Annotated in this window: 13 protein-coding genes and 1 pseudogene; 10 read left to right on the top strand and 4 right to left on the bottom strand. The window is 62.2% G+C overall.

Going from position 1 to position 18,069, the window contains the following annotated elements:
* The coding region (locus AC1D1Z_RS17940; RefSeq protein ID WP_477851422.1) for an autotransporter family protein at window positions 1-1,812 on the top strand (1,812 nt) is incomplete at its 5' end.
* Window positions 1,813-2,056: 244 nt separating this feature from the next.
* Complete coding sequence (ypfJ, locus tag AC1D1Z_RS17935; protein ID WP_047618476.1) at window positions 2,057-2,977, top strand: KPN_02809 family neutral zinc metallopeptidase; 921 nt, start codon at window positions 2,057-2,059, stop codon at window positions 2,975-2,977.
* A 58-nt stretch (window positions 2,978-3,035) separates the two neighbouring features.
* Here the strand turns inward: ypfJ and AC1D1Z_RS17930 are convergent, their stop codons facing one another.
* Window positions 3,036-4,031: an aldo/keto reductase gene (locus tag AC1D1Z_RS17930; protein ID WP_047618474.1), complete on the bottom strand. Its 996-nt coding sequence runs from the start codon at window positions 4,029-4,031 to the stop codon at window positions 3,036-3,038.
* A 139-nt stretch (window positions 4,032-4,170) separates the two neighbouring features.
* Between AC1D1Z_RS17930 and AC1D1Z_RS17925 the strand changes: the two genes are divergently transcribed.
* From AC1D1Z_RS17925 to AC1D1Z_RS17915, 3 genes are all read left to right on the top strand, one after another.
* A complete protein-coding gene (locus AC1D1Z_RS17925) occupies window positions 4,171-5,082 on the top strand; it encodes a LysR family transcriptional regulator (protein WP_047618471.1) in 912 nt (303 codons plus the stop codon).
* A gap of 138 nt (window positions 5,083-5,220) precedes the next feature.
* Entirely contained in the window at window positions 5,221-6,471 is a 1,251-nt protein-coding gene (locus AC1D1Z_RS17920) for a TCR/Tet family MFS transporter (protein WP_018446636.1), read from the top strand.
* A gap of 142 nt (window positions 6,472-6,613) precedes the next feature.
* A complete protein-coding gene (locus tag AC1D1Z_RS17915; protein ID WP_018446635.1) occupies window positions 6,614-8,017 on the top strand; it encodes an MATE family efflux transporter in 1,404 nt (467 codons plus the stop codon).
* A gap of 13 nt (window positions 8,018-8,030) precedes the next feature.
* Here the strand turns inward: AC1D1Z_RS17915 and AC1D1Z_RS17910 are convergent.
* Window positions 8,031-8,348 (bottom strand): annotated as a pseudogene (locus AC1D1Z_RS17910) (antibiotic biosynthesis monooxygenase); the annotation flags it as partial.
* A 128-nt stretch (window positions 8,349-8,476) separates the two neighbouring features.
* Window positions 8,477-9,682 (bottom strand): glutamine-hydrolyzing carbamoyl-phosphate synthase small subunit, encoded by a 1,206-nt coding sequence (gene carA, locus AC1D1Z_RS17905; protein WP_026230698.1) that lies wholly within the window; start codon window positions 9,680-9,682, stop codon window positions 8,477-8,479.
* A gap of 273 nt (window positions 9,683-9,955) precedes the next feature.
* Between carA and AC1D1Z_RS17900 the strand changes: the two genes are divergently transcribed.
* A complete protein-coding gene (locus AC1D1Z_RS17900) occupies window positions 9,956-10,408 on the top strand; it encodes a GatB/YqeY domain-containing protein (RefSeq protein WP_130652814.1) in 453 nt (150 codons plus the stop codon).
* 6 nt (window positions 10,409-10,414) lie between these two features.
* Here the strand turns inward: AC1D1Z_RS17900 and AC1D1Z_RS17895 are convergent, their stop codons facing one another.
* Entirely contained in the window at window positions 10,415-11,305 is an 891-nt protein-coding gene (locus AC1D1Z_RS17895; protein WP_130652813.1) for a hypothetical protein, read from the bottom strand.
* 670 nt (window positions 11,306-11,975) lie between these two features.
* Between AC1D1Z_RS17895 and dnaG the strand changes: the two genes are divergently transcribed.
* The 4 genes from dnaG to AC1D1Z_RS17875 all read left to right on the top strand — a co-directional run bounded on the left by dnaG (window position 11,976) and on the right by AC1D1Z_RS17875 (window position 17,994).
* On the top strand, window positions 11,976-13,985 hold the full coding sequence (gene dnaG / locus AC1D1Z_RS17890; RefSeq protein ID WP_130652812.1) for a DNA primase: 2,010 nt from the start codon (window positions 11,976-11,978) through the stop codon (window positions 13,983-13,985).
* Window positions 13,985-15,865, top strand: a complete 1,881-nt coding sequence (gene recQ, locus AC1D1Z_RS17885; RefSeq protein ID WP_477851417.1) for a DNA helicase RecQ — start codon at window positions 13,985-13,987, stop codon at window positions 15,863-15,865. Before dnaG ends, recQ begins: the two co-directional genes overlap by 1 nt.
* Before the next feature lie 48 nt (window positions 15,866-15,913).
* Window positions 15,914-16,642 carry a class I SAM-dependent methyltransferase gene (locus AC1D1Z_RS17880; protein ID WP_112904278.1) on the top strand — a complete coding sequence of 243 codons (729 nt, stop codon included), beginning with the start codon at window positions 15,914-15,916 and terminating at the stop codon, window positions 16,640-16,642.
* Between the two features lie 164 nt (window positions 16,643-16,806).
* Window positions 16,807-17,994 carry a glycine C-acetyltransferase gene (locus AC1D1Z_RS17875; protein WP_130652810.1) on the top strand — a complete coding sequence of 396 codons (1,188 nt, stop codon included), beginning with the start codon at window positions 16,807-16,809 and terminating at the stop codon, window positions 17,992-17,994.
* The last annotated feature ends 75 nt before the right edge of the window (window positions 17,995-18,069 follow it).

The following is an 18,069-nucleotide window of genomic DNA, read 5'->3' as shown; positions in this document are numbered from 1 at the left end:
ACTTTCAGCTTGCTGGCAAACAGCATTTACTCAGGCCAGACGCAGATCGACCTCGGCAGCAGCCTCGCCCTTTCCGGCGCCGGCGCCATCGCCAGTTCGAGCCGGGTTGTCGCCGACGGSACTTTTGACGTTTCCGCCTCTGCATCTCCTGCCATCCAGAGCCTGGCCGGCAGCGGCACCGTGGCGCTCGGAGCCCAAACCCTGACGATCACCAATGCCAACGACACGTTCGCGGGCGTCATCGGCGGCACGGGCGGACTGACCGTCACTGGTGGCAGGCAGACGCTTTCGGGCGTCAACACCTATACCGGCGCGACGACGGTGAGCAGTGGCCAGCTTGCCGTCAACGGCTCGATCACCAGCCCTGTCACGACATCGGGAGCCGGCATTCTCGGCGGCACCGGCACGATCTTCGGCGATGTGATCAATGCCGGCACGATCGCGCCCGGCAATTCGATCGGCACGCTGACGATCTCCGGCAACTATACCGGCAGCGGCGGCACGCTCGAAATCGAGAGCGTGCTCGGCGACGATACGTCATCGACCGACCGCCTCGTCGTCACCGGCAACACGTCAGGCACAACCAATGTCAAAGTGATCAACCTCGGAGGCGGTGGCGCGCAAACCCTCGAAGGCATCAAGATCGTCGATGTCGGCGGCACCTCGGCCGGCAGCTTTTCGCTGGTCGGTGATTATGTGTTCGAAGGGGATCAAGCCGTGGTCGCCGGGGCCTATGGCTATCGCCTTTACCAAGGTGGCACCAGTACCCCGGCTGACGGCGACTGGTATCTTCGCTCGGCCCTGCTCGATCTCTCCGGCGCCGAGATCGTGCCACTCTATGCGCCCGGTGTGCCGCTCTACGAAGCCTATGCCGGCGTGCTGCGGAGCCTCAATGAGTTCGGAACGCTGCGCCAGCGCACTGGCGGGCGCGAGGAGGACGACGGTCAATCGGCCGACGACGCCGGGAAGCCTGCCAGGGCGATCTGGACGCGCATCGATGGAACGCATTCGCATTTTGAGCCGGAGACCTCGACGGCGGGCACCGAATACGATGTAAATAGCTGGACGCTGCAGGCGGGCGTCGACGGAATGCTGCATGAAAGCGGAGCCGGCGCGCTGATCGGCGGAGTGAGCTTCCATGTCGATACCGCCTCGGCCGACATTTCCTCGCGCTTCGGAAAGGGTGACATCGACACGACAGGCTACGGCTTCGAGGGCACGTTGACCTGGTACGGCAATAGCGGCTTTTACGTGGATACGCAGGCTGGCGTGACCTGGTACAGCAGCGATCTCAAATCCTCGACCCTTCGTACCACGCTTGCCGACGGCAATGACGGCTTCGGCTATGGGTTCAGCGTCGAAGCCGGCCAGAAGATCGCGCTGACGAGCCAGTGGTCGCTGACGCCGCAGGCGCAGCTAGCCTATTCCTCCGTGCGCTTCGACAGCTTCACCGATCAATATGGCGCCGATGTATCGCTCGACGACGGCGACAGCCTGACCGGCCGTCTTGGCATCTCGGCCGATTATGACGGCGACTGGAAGGATGCCTCCGGAAAGATCAACCGCGTGAAGCTCTACGGCATCGCCAATCTCTATCATGACTTCCTCAACGGCTCGGATGTCGATGTCTCGGGGACCAGCCTCGTCAGCGAGAACCACGCGCTCTGGGGCGGCCTTGGTGTGGGCGGCTCGCTCAGTTGGTCGGACGACGGTTATGCGCTCAACGGCGAAGCCTTCGCCCGCACGAGCCTCAAGGACTTTGGCGACAGCAACGCCATCGGGGCGAAGGTCGGGTTCAGCGTGAAATGGTAGAGGAGTGCCGCTCTCGTTACGCACATCGGTCGAGAAGATGATTAGCCGATGTTGCGCCGCATCTGCGATTTCATCATCGCAACGGGTTATAACAGCGGCGGGACGATACACTACCGTCCGGGTGAGGAGAATCGCGCCGCCGACGCGGGCGCCTGATTGCCCGATGAAGTCGCTGGAATTCCAGCCGCCGACGGATATATAGACTCCTTGAGTGCAAGCACAGGCATTGCCGGGGAGAGCGAAGATGGAATGGAGAGGCCGGCGTCAGTCCGACAATATCGAAGATCGCCGCAGCGATCCGACCGGTGGCGGTTTCGGCCGCGGTGGCGGCTTTAATTTCCCTTCCGGCGGCGGCGTTCGCCGCGCCGGCGGCGGCCTCAGCATCGGTACGATCATCTTCCTCGTCGTCATCTATTTTATCTTCAAGGCGATGGGCATCGACCTGATGCAGGTGCTCGATACCGGCGGCACGACGAGCGGTCCCGGCTACGAGCAGAGCCAGTCCGGCGGAACACGCACGCCCGCCAATGACGAGATGACTGCTTTCATGCGTACCGTTCTTGCCGAGACCGAAGATACCTGGCAGGGCATCTTCCAGGCGCAGGGCCAGAATTACGAGGAGCCACGCCTCGTGCTGTTCTCGGGCTCGACGGCATCGGCCTGCGGCTCCGCATCATCTGCAACAGGCCCGTTTTACTGCCCCAGCGACCACAAGGTTTATCTCGATACCGAATTCTTCCAGGAGCTTTCCGACCGCTTCGGCGCGTCCGGCGATTTCGCCGAGGCTTATGTCGTTGCCCACGAGGTCGGCCATCACGTGCAGAACCTGCTCGGCATCCTGCCGAAGTTCAACCAGGCGCGTCAGCGCATGAGCGAGGCCGAAGCCAACAAGATGTCGGTGCGCGTCGAGCTGCAGGCCGATTGCTTCGCCGGCATCTGGGGCAAATATACCCAGCAGAAGGGCCTGCTGGAGTCCGGCGATCTGGAGGAAGCGCTGAACGCCGCCCAGCAGATCGGCGACGACTCGCTGCAGAAGCGGTCACAGGGTTATGTCGTGCCGGAAAGCTTCAACCACGGCACCTCGGAGCAGCGCGTCAGATGGTTCAAGCGCGGCTTCGACAGCGGCCAGCTGTCAGCCTGCGATACGTTTTCCGGCCCGATTTGAGGAGTGGAGAGGAAGGGGCGCATGGCACAAGCACATCGCAGCCCCTTCCATCCCTTGCTTACTTCTCGCTGTCCATATGCTGCAGCATATGCTCGGGATAACGCCCACCCGCGGCCGCGTCTTTCGGCACGGCGCGTTCGATGATGGCGAAATCTTCTGGCGACAGGTCGACGGCGCGTGAGCCGAGCGCCTCGCTCAGTCGGTCGCGGCGGCGAGCGCCGATGATCGGGACGATATCCTTGCCCTTGGCGGCGACCCAGGCGATGGCGATCTGGGCGACCGAGACGCTCTTTGCCTCGGCGATCTCGCGCAGCTTCTCCACCAGAGCGAGGTTCTGCTCGATATTGCCTTCCTGAAAGCGTGGGCTGTAATTACGGAAGTCGCCTGCCGTCGCACCCTGGCCCCTCTGCCAGTGGCCGCTGATCAGGCCGCGCGACAGCACGCCGTAGGCGGTGATCGAGATGCCGAGTTCACGTGTCGTCGGCAGGATCTTCTCCTCGATGCCGCGTGAGATCAGCGAATATTCGATCTGCAGGTCGACGATCGGGGCAACAGTGGCGGCGCGGCGGATCGTATCGGCGCCGACTTCCGACAGGCCGATATGCCTGACATAACCCGCCTTGACCAAATCTGCGATGGCGCCGACGGTGTCCTCGATCGGCACGTTCGGATCGAGGCGGGCGGGGCGGTAAATGTCGATATAATCGACGCCGAGGCGCTGCAGCGAATAGGCGAGGAAATTCTTGACCGCGACCGGGCGGGCGTCAATGCCGTTCCAGCCGCCGACCGGATCGCGCAGGCCGCCGAACTTGACGCTGATGACGGCGTTCTCGCGCCTGCGGCCCTTCAATGCCTCGCCGATCAACATTTCATTGTGGCCCATGCCGTAGAAATCGCCGGTGTCGAGCAGGTTGACGCCGGCATCGAGCGCGGCATGGATCGTCGCGATGCTTTCTGCGCGATCTGAGGGACCATACATGCCCGACATGCCCATGCAGCCGAGGCCGATGGCCGAGACATCAGGTCCGGTCTTTCCCAAACGATAGGTCTGCATTGTCTTCTCCTTCTTTGCGCCGGAGCGGCGCGCTATCGGACGTCCGCGCCGGGTCGGCGCTGCCGGACGCCGTTTTAGCGCTTTCGTATTTGTGCGATAATCTGGATAGTGTCGAACAGGCCGTACGGAAAAATGCACAATGAGCGATCTTCCCTTGAGTGATCTGGATGCCTTCACGGCGATTGCAAGGGAGCGCAGCTTTCGCGCCGCCGCCCGCAAGCGTGGGGTTTCAGCCTCATCGCTCAGCGACTCGCTGCGGCGGCTGGAAGAGCGGCTCGGCGTGCGCCTGCTCAATCGGACGACGCGCAGCGTCACGCCGACGGCCGCCGGGGAACGATTGTTGGCGCAACTAGAGCCGGCGCTCAGTGAGGTCGCCGCCGCGCTCGGGGCGCTCGACAATTTCCGCGACAGGCCGGCCGGCACGCTGCGGCTCAACGTGCCGACGGTCGCGGCGCGGCTGTTCCTGCCCGACATTGCCTGCCGGTTCCTGAAGCTCTATCCTGAGATCGAGCTGGAGATCGTCGCCGAGGATACGTTCATCGACGTGCTCGCCGCCGGTTTCGACGCCGGCATCCGTTATGACGAGCGCATCGAGCGCGACATGATCGCCGTGCCGATCGGTCCGCGCCGGCAGCGCTATGTCACCGCCGCTTCACCGGCTTATCTGCAGGAAAGGGGCATGCCGCAACATCCGCGTGACCTGCTGGAGCACAGCTGCATCCGGCATCGCTTTCTCAGCGGGATCGGGCTCACCTGGGAATTCGAGCGCGACGGGGAGACTTTTGCCATCTCGCCAAGCGGTGCGCTTACGTCAAATTCGATCGAGATAGAGCTTGCCGCCGCCGTCGCGGGGCTGGGCATCATCAGCTCATTCCAAGAGCTCCTGGAACCGGGCCTCGCCTCCGGTCAACTGGTCGCTATCCTCGACGATTGGGCCAGCGAATTTTCCGGTCCGTATCTTTATTACGCCAGTCGACGGCATATGCCGGCACCATTGCGCGCCTTCGTCGATTTTCTGAAGCTGGAACGGCAGCGCGCGCCCCTCGGTTGAGACGTCTCATAAACTTCCCGTTCTGCACTATCAAAAACTTTGAAATGTTCACGGATTGTTTCGGTTTCCTTTCTGAGCTATGTCACTTTCTTGGCGACGAGATCGTCTTTTCAGAACCGATCGCTGTAGAGATGCCTCATGCTTGACCCTAAATTCGTTCGCCGCGGCCTTTTTCTGGTCTTTATCATCCTCTTCCTCGACATTATCGGCATCGCCATCATCATGCCGGTGCTGCCCGCTTATCTGGAGCAACTGACCGGCGGCAGCGTCAGCGATGCGGCGATTGACGGCGGCTGGCTGATGCTCGTCTATGCCGGCATGCAATTCCTGTTTGCGCCGCTGCTCGGAAACCTGTCCGACCGTTTCGGCCGCCGGCCGATCCTTTTGCTTTCGGTGCTGACCTTCGCGATCGACAATTTCATCTGTGGCATCGCCACCAGCTACTGGATGCTGTTCGTCGGCCGCGTGCTTGCCGGCATCAGTGGCGGCAGCTTCGCCACCTGCTCGGCCTATATCGCCGATATCAGCACCGAGGAGAACCGCGCGAAGAATTTCGGGCTGATCGGCATCGCCTTCGGCGTCGGCTTCACGATCGGTCCCGTCATCGGCGGTTTGCTCGGCGAATTCGGCCCGCGTGTGCCGTTCCTCGGCGCGGCCGCGCTATCGCTGGTCAATTTCATCGCCGCCTGCTTCCTGCTGCCGGAAACGCTGGAGGCGAAAAACCGCCGCCGGTTCGAGTGGAAGCGCGCCAATCCGCTCGGCGCGTTGCGCCAGATGCGCCATTATCCCGGCATCGGCTGGGTCAGCCTCGTCATGTTCCTGTTCTTCCTGGCGCATGCCGTCTATCCCTCGGTCTGGTCGTTCGTCTCGACCTATCGCTACGGTTGGAGCGAGGGACAGATCGGTTTGTCGCTCGGCATTTACGGCATCGGCGCCGCGATCGTCATGGGCCTGGTTCTGCCGCGGATCGTGCCGGTGCTCGGCGAGTGGAAGACCGCTCTTCTCGGCCTCTGCTTCTCGGCCGTCGGGCTCACCGGTTATGCTTTCGCCTGGGAGGGCTGGGTCGTCTATGTCATCATCGTTGCGACTGTCATGGAAAACGTCGCCGATCCGCCGCTGCGCAGCATCGCGGCCGGCATGGTGCCGCCCTCGGCACAGGGCGAGCTGCAAGGCGCGCTCACCAGCCTCAGCAGCATTACCACCATCCTCGGACCGCTGATCTTCACGCAGATGTTCGGTTATTTCACGCGGCCCGAGGCGCCGGTCACTTTTGCCGGCGCGCCCTATCTTGCCGCCGCCCTGTTCATCCTGTTGGCCGCCGGCGTGTTCCTCATGCGGGTCCGAGTCCGCGTCCGTGAGCCGGCCGAGGCGCTGGAAGCGGCAGGTTGATCGATCAGAAACGCTGATGCGATGATGAATTTTTCATCATTTGCCTCATCTGGGGTAGTTCTTTGCGGGGCTTTGCTCTAAGTCCGGATGTTATTTCGCCGCAAGCTGCGGCGACGCATATTTCAATCACAGGACTGGTGTCATGGACACGCCGATCGACACGCGCAGGCTTGCGCCGACAGCCGATAATCGTTGGGGCGCACATTTCCGCGCAACGCTGGCGCTCGGCATTCCGCTGATCGGCGCGCAGCTTGCCCAGCTCGGCATCAACACCACCGACGTCATGATCGTCGGCCGGCTCGGCGCCGAGCATCTGGCGGCGATGGTGCTTGCTGCGCAGTTCCTGTTCACGATCCTGATCTTCGGCTCGGGCTTTGCCATCGCCGTCATTCCGATGGTGGCGCAGGCCTATGGCCGCGGCGACGTCGTGTCGGTGCGCCGGTCGCTGCGCATGGGTCTGTGGGTGGTGATCGCCTATTGGGTGATCATGCAGCCGGCCTTCTTCAATTCGGAGCAGATCCTTCTCTTCGCGCAGCAGAAGCCCGAGGTGGCCAAGCTCGCCCACGGCTACATCATGATCGGCCAGTTCGGCGTGCTGCCGGCGCTGCTCTTCAACGTCATGCGGGCGCTGGTCAGCGCCATCGGCAAAGCGGGTATCATCCTCAACGTCACCATCGCCACGCTGGTGATGAACGCGATCTTCGCCTATATCCTTGTCCTCGGCCATTTCGGCTTTCCGGCGATGGGGCTCGAAGGTGCTGCGATCGTTTCGGTCGTCGTGCAAACGGCCGGCTTCCTCTTCATCCTGGCTTTCGTGCAGCGGCGGGAGGAGACTCGGCGCTACGAGATCTTCGTGCGGTTCTGGAAGCCCGACTGGCATGCGCTGCTGGAGGTGATCCGGCTTGGTTTCCCGATCAGCGTCACCATCCTTGCCGAGGTCAGCCTGTTCACGGTGGCTTCGCTCCTGATGGGCTATATCGGCACGATCGAGCTTGCGGCTCATGGCATTGCCCTGCAATGGGCCTCGATCGCCTTCATGATCCCGCTCGGCCTCAGCCAGGCGGCGACGGTGCGCGTCGGTGTCGCGCACGGGCAGGGTGATTATCAGGGGCTGGTGCGCGCTTCGATTACGGTGCTCGTCCTCGCCTGCGCCATTTCGGCGGTGGGCAGCGTGCTCTTTGCCACCATGCCGCAATTCCTCGGCAGCTGGTTCCTCGACGTCAATGCGGCCGAGGCGCCCGAGGTCCTTGCCTATGCCGGGCCGCTGATCGTCGTTGCCGGGCTTTTCCAGCTCGTCGACGGGCTGCAGGTGATCGCCAATGGATTGCTGCGCGGCCTGAAGGACGCACGCGTGCCGATGATCATGGCGTTGATCGCCTACTGGCCGATCGGCTTCTTCCTCGCCTGGGCCTTTGCCTTCCCGCTGGGTTTCGGCGGCATCGGCATCTGGTTCGGCTTCCTCGTCGGGCTGGCCGCCGCCGCCGTCATGCTCTGCGCGCGCTTCTACCTTCTCCTTCGCCGCGAAGGAGTGACGGCCGGCGCCTGATATCTCCTGATCGGGCTGCGACCGGCTTGTAGCCGGCGATATCGGCGCGGATGCCGAGCCGTTCAAACATTTCCTGCGGACTAAGGTTTGCCGTCGCCCGCGCGGCGGCGATCGCTGCCTGCGCCTGCTCGAACGCCTCGGCATTTTCCCATTCGGCGATCGTCACGAAGTTGAATTCGCCGGGTCCGGCGACCTGCTCCAGGACAGAGTGTCCGGTGAATCCTTCCTGCGCCTGCAGCAAGGCATGTGTGCACACCATATGCATCAGGAACTCGTCGCGTGCCGGGGCCGGCACGGCGAACTTGTCGATCCTGTAGAAAACGCCGTTCATCCGGTTTTCTCCCGCATAAATGTTTGCAGGCAGATCTGTAGTTCCTCAAGTTAAGTTGAGGTCAACAGGCGATTAGAGAAAAAGGCCCACTTGGGTGGGCCTTCATCTGAAATGGGCATTGTTTGAAATCAGCGCTCGGCGAGCGCCGGTTCGCCCTTCTTCTCACGCACCATGTTGATGAAGCGACGGAAGAGATAGTGGCTGTCCTGCGGCCCCGGAGAGGCTTCCGGATGGTGCTGGACGGAGAAAACCTGCTTGCCGAGGACACGCAGGCCGCAATTGGTGCCGTCGAAAAGCGAAATATGAGTCTCTTCAACACCATCTGGCAGCGACTTCGAGTCGACCGCGAAGCCGTGGTTCATCGAGACGATCTCGACCTTGCCTGTGGTATGGTCCTTGACAGGGTGATTGGCGCCGTGATGGCCCTGATGCATCTTCTCGGTCTTCGCGCCGAGTGCGAGGCCCAGCATCTGGTGGCCGAGGCAGATGCCGAAGACCGGGATATCGGTCTTAACAAGCGTCTTGATCACAGGCACGGCATATTCACCGGTTGCCGCCGGATCGCCCGGGCCGTTCGACAGGAAGATGCCGTCCGGCTGCATGGCGAGCACGTCTTCGGCGCTCGTTGCCGCCGGCACAACAGTCACTTTGCAGCCGAGGCCGGCAAACAGGCGCAAGATGTTGCGCTTGACGCCGTAATCCAGGCAGACAACGTGGTATTTCGCCTCCGTCGCCTTGAGTTCACCGTAACCTTCATTCCACACCCACGGCGTTTCGGTCCATTGCGAGGACTGGCCCGACGAGGCAATCTTGGCGAGGTCGAGACCTTCGAGGCCGCTCCAGGCTTTGGCTTCAGCCTTCAGCGTCTCGATGTCGAAGACGCCGTTCGGGTCGTGGGCGATCACCGCGTTCGGGGCGCCGTTCTCGCGGATCCAGGCGGTCAGCGCCCGCGTGTCGATGCCGCAAAGGCCGATGACGCCGCGGGCCTTCAGCCATTGGTCGAGGTGTTTGGCGGCGCGGTAGTTCGAAGGGTCGGTGATGTCGGCCTTGAAGATGACGCCGACGGCGCCGTGACGGGCGGCAGGCGTCAGATCCTCGATGTCTTCATCGTTGGTGCCGATATTGCCGATATGCGGGAAGGTGAAGGTGACGATCTGGCCGAGATAGGAGGGATCCGTCAGGATCTCCTCATAGCCGGTCAGCGCGGTGTTGAAGACCACTTCGGCCGGCACCTTGCCGGTGGCGCCGATGCCCTTGCCTTCGATGACCGTGCCGTCGGCAAGAACGAGCAGGGCGGTCGGCTTCTCGATTGTCCAGGGTGCTGTCGCGGTCATCTTCATCCCGTTTCCGGCGTTCGGTGCGCGCGTTGCCGCGGCTCGCCGCCTTTTGATCTCGCAGGCGCGTGGACGCGGCAATGCCGCGCGCTTCAGGCCTGATCACGAATTTTGGTGCAGGTGKCGGTAAATAGCCACGCAATCGCTTAGCGTCAATCTTTGTAGCCGAGATTGCTGCCATTTTCCTGCGCTTTATCGCACTGACCGCGCAATTTATTTGATCCCCCGCATCAGCGTGGTTTATGAAGCGGCATCAAAACAGGAGTGAAGACCATGCTGCGCGATCAACTCGCCACCCAGCTGAAAGAGGCGATGAAGGCCAAGAATGCAGAGCGGCTTTCCACCGTCCGGCTGATCCAGGCCGCGGTCAAGGACCGCGATATCGCCAATCGCGGCATTGGCAAGGAACAGGCGAGCGACGACGAAATCCTGCAGATCCTCGCTAAGATGGTAAAGCAGCGCGACGAATCGGCAAAGATCTACGAGGAGAATTCCCGGCCGGAGCTTGCCGCCAAGGAGCGTGCCGAAATCATCGTCATTCAGGATTTCATGCCGAAGCAGCTTTCAGACAGCGAAGTGCGCGCCAACGTGTCGGCGATCATCGCCGAGACGGGTGCAGCGGGCGCCAAGGACATGGGCAAGGTGATGGCGGCGCTGAAGGAGCGTTATGCCGGCCAGATGGATTTTGCCAAGGCGTCGGCGACCGTCAAGGAACTGTTGAACTGATAAGCCTCAGATGACGAGCCTTGCCTGCGGTTCGTTACGAACCGCAGGCCGGAGCACCGCTTCCGCTGCGGCATCGATGATGGCGAATTTCGCCGCCTGATAATTCCAATATTCGCCGATGAAGTGGCTCGACAGCCAGAAGTCGCCCTTGCGGGAGGGTTCTGTCCAGCCAACGCTTTCCATGGTCGCGGCCTGCGTCAGAAGCCGCTTCAGGTGGGTGTTGGAGATCATGAACTGTTCACGGATTTCCCTGAGCGACAGAGGACCGAGAACGACGCGGTCGGCCGTCCTTGGAAATTCCGGAAGCCGCGAGATCAGGTAATCCATCACCAGGCCGCCGGAATTTGCCCAGTTGAAGAGGTTGAAGGTGGCGCCCGGATTGCGCACCGCTTCACTCCCGATGATCGCCCTTGCGATCAGCGGCTGGATTGCTGCCATCATCGCGGAGGGATCGGCGGTGATCTTATCGGCGCGCTCACCGCCGTCGAGACTGTCGAGGATCATCATATGGGCGACGAGCCATCGGGTGAAATGCTGCTCGGCGATTTCGGTGGGCTCGAGGTAGCGTGTGCGCTTGTCGGGGCCGGGAACCGGTCGCAGGAAGCGATAGGCCAGCATCTCCTGCATGAAGGCCGCGGCCGTGTTGCGGCTGGCGATGTCGTTCCTGACCGCAAAATCGATGAAGCGGCCGGAATAGAGGCCGCCGCTCTTCCCGTCGTCGGAATAACCGTAATGAAGCGCGAAGCCGGCATGGGCCATCAGCCAGCGCTGCTGCGCGGCGAAGATCGAGGCGATGCGCGGGCTCTCACGATAGATGGAGAGCATCTGATCGGCGCAATGCAGGATGGCAGCGAGAAAGCGATCGTCTGCTGCAAGATTGTCCGCGGTAAAAGCCATTTGGAGAGGTCCAGGGAGTTCGGCGCATACATCTTTCATGCGAGCGCCGCCTGTCAACGGTTTTGTTAATAAGCGGTTAATTTCAAAGGGAGAGTTGTCGCAGGGAGAGCCAAAAATTTAAGAAGGCAGGAGCTGGGGGCGCTCCTGCCTTCTTGCTCTTTGCTTCCACCGGCACGCAGGGCCGAAGCCCAAGCCGGAGGGTATTTGCAAAGGCACCCTTGCGAAGCGGCGCCGGGGGTAGGGATGGTGCTTCGCTCGGGGATCGCTTTGTTGAGATCGAACCTATTGCGGTGCGGCGGCTTATTCAAATTACAAAAAAATAATAATTGCCGGAATCGGCGGTTTGGAGGCGTCGAAGCGGACTCTCGGGAGGTGGCGCGGAGGTTGATGAGGCGCAATCATCCGAGGTGCTAATCTTTTGTTTCTAAAAGGGATTCTTCGTCTCCGTCAGAGACCGCTGCGCTTGCTGAAGTTTTTTCTGCCGGCGGAATTCCGGCTCTGAAGGGACAATAATGTCGCACCCTGTCGCAGGGGGCGATAACGCGTTGTTGATCGGATAACCGGAGCCGCCGATGACGGCCATATAGCCTGTGAATAGCGGGTTTTCATGACAAGTTTCGTGGCATGGAGCGGCAAAGCAGCTTATATGGAGGTTGGCCAAGAGGTATAAATGCGCTTTTCCAACACCTTTCTCGATGATATCCGCGACCGCGTTCCGATTTCGAACGTGATCGCGCGCCGCGTGAGCTGGGATAAGCGCAAGACGAATGTGTCGCGCGGCGATTACTGGGCCTGCTGCCCGTTCCACGGCGAGAAATCGCCGAGCTTCCACTGCGAGGACCGAAAGGGCCGCTATCACTGCTTCGGCTGTGGCGTCACCGGTGACCATTTCCGCTTTCTCACCGAGCTGGAGGGCCTGAGTTTTCCCGAGGCAGTGCAGCAGATCGCCGATATGGCAGGCGTGCCGATGCCGCTTGCCGATCCTGTGATGGAGAAGCGCGAGAAGGAGCGCGGCTCGTTGATCGACGTCATGGAAATGGCGACACAATTTTTCCAGGATCAGTTGCAGACGGCAAATGGGGCGAGGGCGCGCGCCTATCTGCGCGACCGCGGATTGACGGGGCGCACCATCGAGACCTTCCGTCTTGGCTATGCGCCCGACAGCCGCAATGCGCTCAAGGAATTCCTCGCCGGCAAGGGTGTCTCCAAGGACCAGATCGAGGCCTGCGGTCTGGTCGTCCATGAAAACGTGCCGGTTTCCTACGATCGTTTCCGCGACCGCATCATGTTCCCGATCCTTTCGTCGCGGGAAAAGGTGATCGCTTTCGGCGGCCGCGCCATGTCGGCCGACGCGCCGGCGAAATATCTGAACTCCAACGAGACGGAGCTCTTCCACAAGGGCAATGTCCTTTACAATTTCGCCCGTGCGCGGCGCGCGATCCAGGGACCGGGCCGCGGTGATCTTCAGGACGACAATGCGACCGGCACCATCATCGCCGTCGAAGGCTATATGGACGTGATCGCGCTGCATCAGGCGGGCATCGAGAATGCCGTTGCGCCGCTCGGCACAGCGCTCACCGAAAACCAGCTCGAGCTGCTCTGGAAGATGGTGCCGCAACCGGTGCTTTGCTTCGACGGCGACGGCGCCGGCATCCGCGCCGCCAATCGCGCCGCCGAACTGGCGCTGCCGCATCTGAAGCCTGGCCGTTCCGTTCGCTTTGCGCTTCTGCCCGACGGCAAGGATCCCGACGATCTCGTGCGCGATGACGGGCGCGCGCCTTTCGACAAGGTGATGAGCCAGGCAAAGCCGCTCTCCGAGATGCTTTGGAGCCGGGAGATCAACACCGGCAAGTTCGATACGCCCGAGGCGCGCGCCGAACTGGAGGCGCGGCTGAAGCAACTGGTCGCCGTCATCGTCGACGAGAACGTGCGCCGCCACTACCAGCAGGATATTCGCGACCGGCTGAACGCCTTCTTCCAGCCGCAGTTCCAGAACCGCAACAATGGCGATCGCCGTGGCGGCTTCAACGGCAATGGCAATTACCGGGCGGGCCGCGACAATGCGGGCAAGGCAGGGCCGAAAAGCCCGAGCGTCATTTCCGAAAGGCTCGCCCGCTCGGGCCCCGTGCGCGGCCACCAGAACAATACGGCGCTGCGGGAAAGCGTGCTGGCGCTGACCGTCGTCAATCACCCCTCGCTGATGATCGATGATTATGACGAGATCGCCGCGATCGAATATGACAGCCGCGAGCTGCAGCGGCTCTGGTCGGCGATGCTGGGGGCAGCCGCGGCCGTCGCCGGCCCGCATCTGACGCGCGAATATCTGACCGAAAGGCTGGAATTCGAAGGCTTCGGCCCGCTCATCAAGAGCCTCGACCAGCAGGTGCGCAATGCCCGGCTGTGGATCGCGACCGAGGAGGCGGCGATGGAGGACGCGCGTGAGGGATACCGCCAGGCGCTGGCCTCCCACAAGCGGGCGAAGGCGCTGCGCCGGCAGAAGATCGAGCTCGAGCGCGAGATCGCGCTGGCGACCGAAGCCGGCGACGGCGAGGCGATCGTTCAGCTGATGCGAGCGCAGCAGGAAGTGCATTTCGAAGGGGTGCGCCTTGAGAACCAGGAGGCAATCATCGATGGCTTCGGCGTGCTTTCCGGCCGCGTCAAAGGGGCGGCGAACCACTGATGTCGCTGACTGAACGGAATGAACCGGGTTTTTCCGCTTCCGGCGCGCTGTTTTCTTCCGGCCGCTCGCCGCTCGATATTCTCAAGCAGGTCTATGGCTATTCCTCCTTCCGCGGCAAGCAGCAGCAGGTGGTCGAGCACGTGGTTTCCGGTGGCGATGCGGTCGTGCTCTTTCCGACTGGTGCGGGCAAATCACTGTGCTTCCAGATCCCGGCGCTTTGCCGCGCTGGCGTCGGCATCATTGTTTCGCCGCTGATCGCGCTGATGCGCGATCAGGTCGAGGCGATGAAGCAGCTCGGCATCCGCGCCGCAGCACTCAATTCGTCGCTGTCGCGCGAGGAGTTCGTCGAGGTTCGCCGCGCGCTTTCGGCGGGCCAGCTCGACCTTCTCTACGTCACGCCCGAGCGCATTCTGACCGATGGTTTCCGCGAGCTGATCGCCAACGAGAAGATCGCGCTGTTTGCCATCGACGAGGCCCACTGCGTCTCGCARTGGGGCCATGATTTCCGGCCGGAATATCGCGCGCTAGGCCGGCTCGGCGAGCAATATCCCGGTGTGCCGCGCGTTGCGCTGACTGCGACGGCCGATCCGCACACACGCGACGACATCATCGAGCGGCTGGGGCTCGATGCCGCCCAGATATTCACCACCAGCTTCGACCGACCGAACATCGCCTATGAGATCGTCGAGCGTGACCAGCCGCGCCAGCAGCTGTTGCGGTTCCTGTCCGGCCACAAGGGCGACAGCGGCATCGTCTATTGTCTGTCGCGCGCCAAGGTCGAGGATACGGCCGAATGGCTGAACGGGCAGGGCATCCGCGCGCTTGCCTATCATGCCGGCATGGACAGGTCGGTTCGTGACGCCAATCAGGATGCCTTCCTCAAAGAAGAGAACCTTTGCCTGGTCGCCACCGTTGCCTTCGGGATGGGCATCGACAAGCCGAAKGTGCGTTATGTCGCCCATCTCGATCTGCCGGGCTCCGTCGAGGCCTATTATCAGGAGACCGGGCGTGCCGGCCGCGACGGCCTGCCGTCCGAGGTCTGGATGGCCTATGGCATGGCCGACGTGATCCAGCGCGGCCGGATGATCGATGAGGGAAATGCCGCCGCGGAGATCAAACGGGTCGAACGCGCCAAGCTCAACGCATTGCTGGCGATCTGCGAGACCGCCTCCTGCCGTCGCCAGGCGATCCTTGCCCATTTCGGCGAGGCGCATGCCGGCCATTGCGGCAATTGCGACACCTGCCTGAAGCCGGTCGAGACCTGGGAGGGCACGGAGGCGGCGATCAAGGCGCTGGCTGCCATCTATCGCACCGGCGAGCGTTTCGGCGCTGGCCATGTCGTCGACGTGCTCCTCGGCAACGTCAACGAAAAGACCGAACGTTTCGGCCATGCCGAAATGCCGGTCTTCGGCGCCGGCAAGGATATTCCGGCGCGCGTCTGGCAGTCGGTCTTCCGCCAGTTGCTTGCCATGGGATTGATCCGCGTCGATCATGAGGCTTACGGGGCGCTGAAGCTGGAACCGGAGGCGCGCGCCGTCTTCAAGCACGAGCGACAGGTGTTCTTCCGCAAAGACCGGCCTGCCTCGGAACGGCGCACGAAGAAGGCGGAGCGCAGCGAGCGCAAATCGGGACTATCGGGCGCCGACGGCAGTCTCTTCGAGGCGCTGCGGGCCGAGCGTATGGCGATTGCGAAATCGCTCGGCGTGCCGCCCTATGTCGTCTTTCCCGATACGACGCTGATCGCCTTCGCCACCGAGAAGCCGCGCAGCCGCAAGGAATTGCTCGCCATATCAGGTGTCGGGCAGGCGAAGCTCGAACGCTACGGCGATGCCTTCCTGGAGATCATCCTGGCGCAGGACAACGGCCCGCCTGATCCTTGAGATCGGGCGAGGGGGCATGGTAGTGCTGCCTCTGAAGGAGGAGCGCCGATGGCCCAGAATATCTACGACCGACCGGAATTCTTCGCCGGATATAGCGGCATGAGACGATCCGTTCACGGGCTCGACGGGGCGTCCGAATGGCCGGCTGTGCGTGCGCTGCTGCCTGATCTTGCYGGCAAGCGTATCGTCGATCTCGGCTGCGGGTTCGGCTGGTTTTCGCGTTTCGCCGTGAATCAAGGTGCTGCAAGCGTGCTTGCGCTCGACATCTCCGAAAAGATGATCGCCAGAGCGAGGGCCGATACGGCTGAAGCCGCGATCACCTACGAGATCGCCGATCTCGAGCATCTCACGCTTGCTCAAGCTTCTTTCGATTTCGCCTACAGCTCGCTGGCGCTGCATTATATCGAGGATTTCGCCGGTCTGGTCGCGACGGTCCATCGCGCGCTTTTGCCGGGATCGCAATTCGTCTTCACCATCGAGCATCCGATCTTCATGGCGCCGACCCACCCGACCTGGGCGGCCGATGCCGAGGGGCGGCGCATCTGGCCGCTCGACCGCTATTCCGTCGAAGGTCCACGCACCACCGACTGGCTCGCCAAAGGTGTCGTCAAGCAGCACCGCAAGCTCGGCACGACGCTCAACACCTTGATCGCGGCCGGTTTTGCCATTCGCCATGTCGAGGAGTGGAGCCCGAACGAAGATGAGCTCCACGACAATCCAGATTGGGCGGAGGAGCTGGACCGGCCGATGTTCCTACTGATCTCGGTCCAGCGCTGAAGAAGACAAGCAGATGGTGATATGCTAACTCGGCTGGCGCATCGGCCCGAAATTGGAATTGATTTTCGGAAAGCACGATGCGCAAATTCAAAGTGTTACAGCGTCCTTTGCACGTCTGAAAAGACGCGCGGCGCTGTAGAGAAATCTTCACGAAGGGCCGCCCCATGACCTCGCAATTTCTCTCCCATCTCCAAGCTGAAATTTCGGCGCTGAAGGATGCCGGCCTCTATAAATCCGAGCGTGTCATCAGCTCCAAGCAGGCGGGCGAGATCGCGATTTCCACCGGCGAGCGGGTGCTGAATTTCTGCGCCAACAACTATCTCGGCCTTGCCGACAACGAGGAGCTGGCAGAGGCCGGCAAGAAGGCGCTCGACCGATACGGCTATGGCATGGCCTCGGTGCGCTTCATCTGCGGCACGCAGGAGGAGCATAAGCTGCTCGAAGCGCGCATCTCCACCTTCCTCGGCATGGAAGACACGATCCTCTATTCTTCCTGCTTCGACGCCAATGGTGGTCTCTTCGAAACGCTGCTCTCGGAGGAGGACGCGATCATCTCGGACGCGCTGAACCACGCCTCGATCATCGACGGCGTCAGGCTTTCGAAGGCCAAGCGTTTTCGCTACGCCAACAACGACATGGCGGCGCTCGAGGAGGAACTGAAAAAGGCCGAAAGCAGCCGCTTCAAACTGGTCGCCACCGACGGCGTCTTCTCGATGGACGGCATCATCGCCAATTTGGGCGGTGTTTGCGATCTCGCCGAGAAATACGGCGCGATGGTCATGGTCGATGACAGCCATGCCGTCGGTTTCGTCGGTAAGAACGGTCGCGGCTCTGCCGAACATTGCGGCGTCGAGGGCCGAATCGACATCATCACCGGCACGCTCGGCAAGGCGCTTGGCGGCGCCTCGGGCGGCTATACCTCCGCCAAGGCGGAAGTCGTCGAATGGCTGCGGCAGCGCTCGCGGCCCTATCTGTTCTCGAACACCCTGGCGCCCGTCATTGCCGCTGCCTCGCTCAAGGTTTTCGACCTCATCGAAAACGGCGATGCCTTGCGCAAGCGTCTTTCCGACAATGCGGATCTGTTCCGCACAGAGATGACCAAGCTCGGCTTCACACTTGCCGGCGAAGGCCATCCGATCATCCCCGTCATGCTGGGTGACGCCAAACTCGCCCAGGATATGGCCGGCCTGATGCTGAAGAAGGGGATCTATGTGATCGGCTTCTCCTTCCCCGTCGTGCCGAAAGGCCAGGCCCGCATCCGCACGCAGATGTCGGCGGCGCATTCGCGGGCAGATGTGGAGCGGGCGATCGCGGCCTTTGCCGAGGCAGGGCGGGAACTGGGTGTGATTTGAGAATAGCGTTGCCATCTCCCTCTTCTCCCCAGCGGGGGTCCCAAGGACGGGTCGAGACCCGCGGCTCGACCCAGG

This window comes from Rhizobium sp. P1_E1, assembly GCF_056406015.1.
Note: the sequence above shows the minus strand (reverse complement) of the source record. Positions and strands in the feature narration are given on the sequence as shown.

What these genes read in the sequence shown, in the direction of transcription:
- carA (WP_026230698.1), bottom strand. Translation starts at nt 9,682, where the DNA reads ATGACCGCGACAGCACCCTGGACAATCGAGAAGCCGACCGCCCTGCTC.
- AC1D1Z_RS17875 (WP_130652810.1), top strand. Translation starts at nt 16,807, where the DNA reads ATGACCTCGCAATTTCTCTCCCATCTCCAAGCTGAAATTTCGGCGCTG.
- AC1D1Z_RS17930 (WP_047618474.1), bottom strand. Translation starts at nt 4,031, where the DNA reads ATGCAGACCTATCGTTTGGGAAAGACCGGACCTGATGTCTCGGCCATC.
- AC1D1Z_RS17895 (WP_130652813.1), bottom strand. Translation starts at nt 11,305, where the DNA reads ATGGCTTTTACCGCGGACAATCTTGCAGCAGACGATCGCTTTCTCGCT.
- dnaG (WP_130652812.1), top strand. Translation starts at nt 11,976, where the DNA reads ATGCGCTTTTCCAACACCTTTCTCGATGATATCCGCGACCGCGTTCCG.
- AC1D1Z_RS17900 (WP_130652814.1), top strand. Translation starts at nt 9,956, where the DNA reads ATGCTGCGCGATCAACTCGCCACCCAGCTGAAAGAGGCGATGAAGGCC.
- ypfJ (WP_047618476.1), top strand. Translation starts at nt 2,057, where the DNA reads ATGGAATGGAGAGGCCGGCGTCAGTCCGACAATATCGAAGATCGCCGC.
- AC1D1Z_RS17915 (WP_018446635.1), top strand. Translation starts at nt 6,614, where the DNA reads ATGGACACGCCGATCGACACGCGCAGGCTTGCGCCGACAGCCGATAAT.
- AC1D1Z_RS17920 (WP_018446636.1), top strand. Translation starts at nt 5,221, where the DNA reads ATGCTTGACCCTAAATTCGTTCGCCGCGGCCTTTTTCTGGTCTTTATC.
- AC1D1Z_RS17925 (WP_047618471.1), top strand. Translation starts at nt 4,171, where the DNA reads ATGAGCGATCTTCCCTTGAGTGATCTGGATGCCTTCACGGCGATTGCA.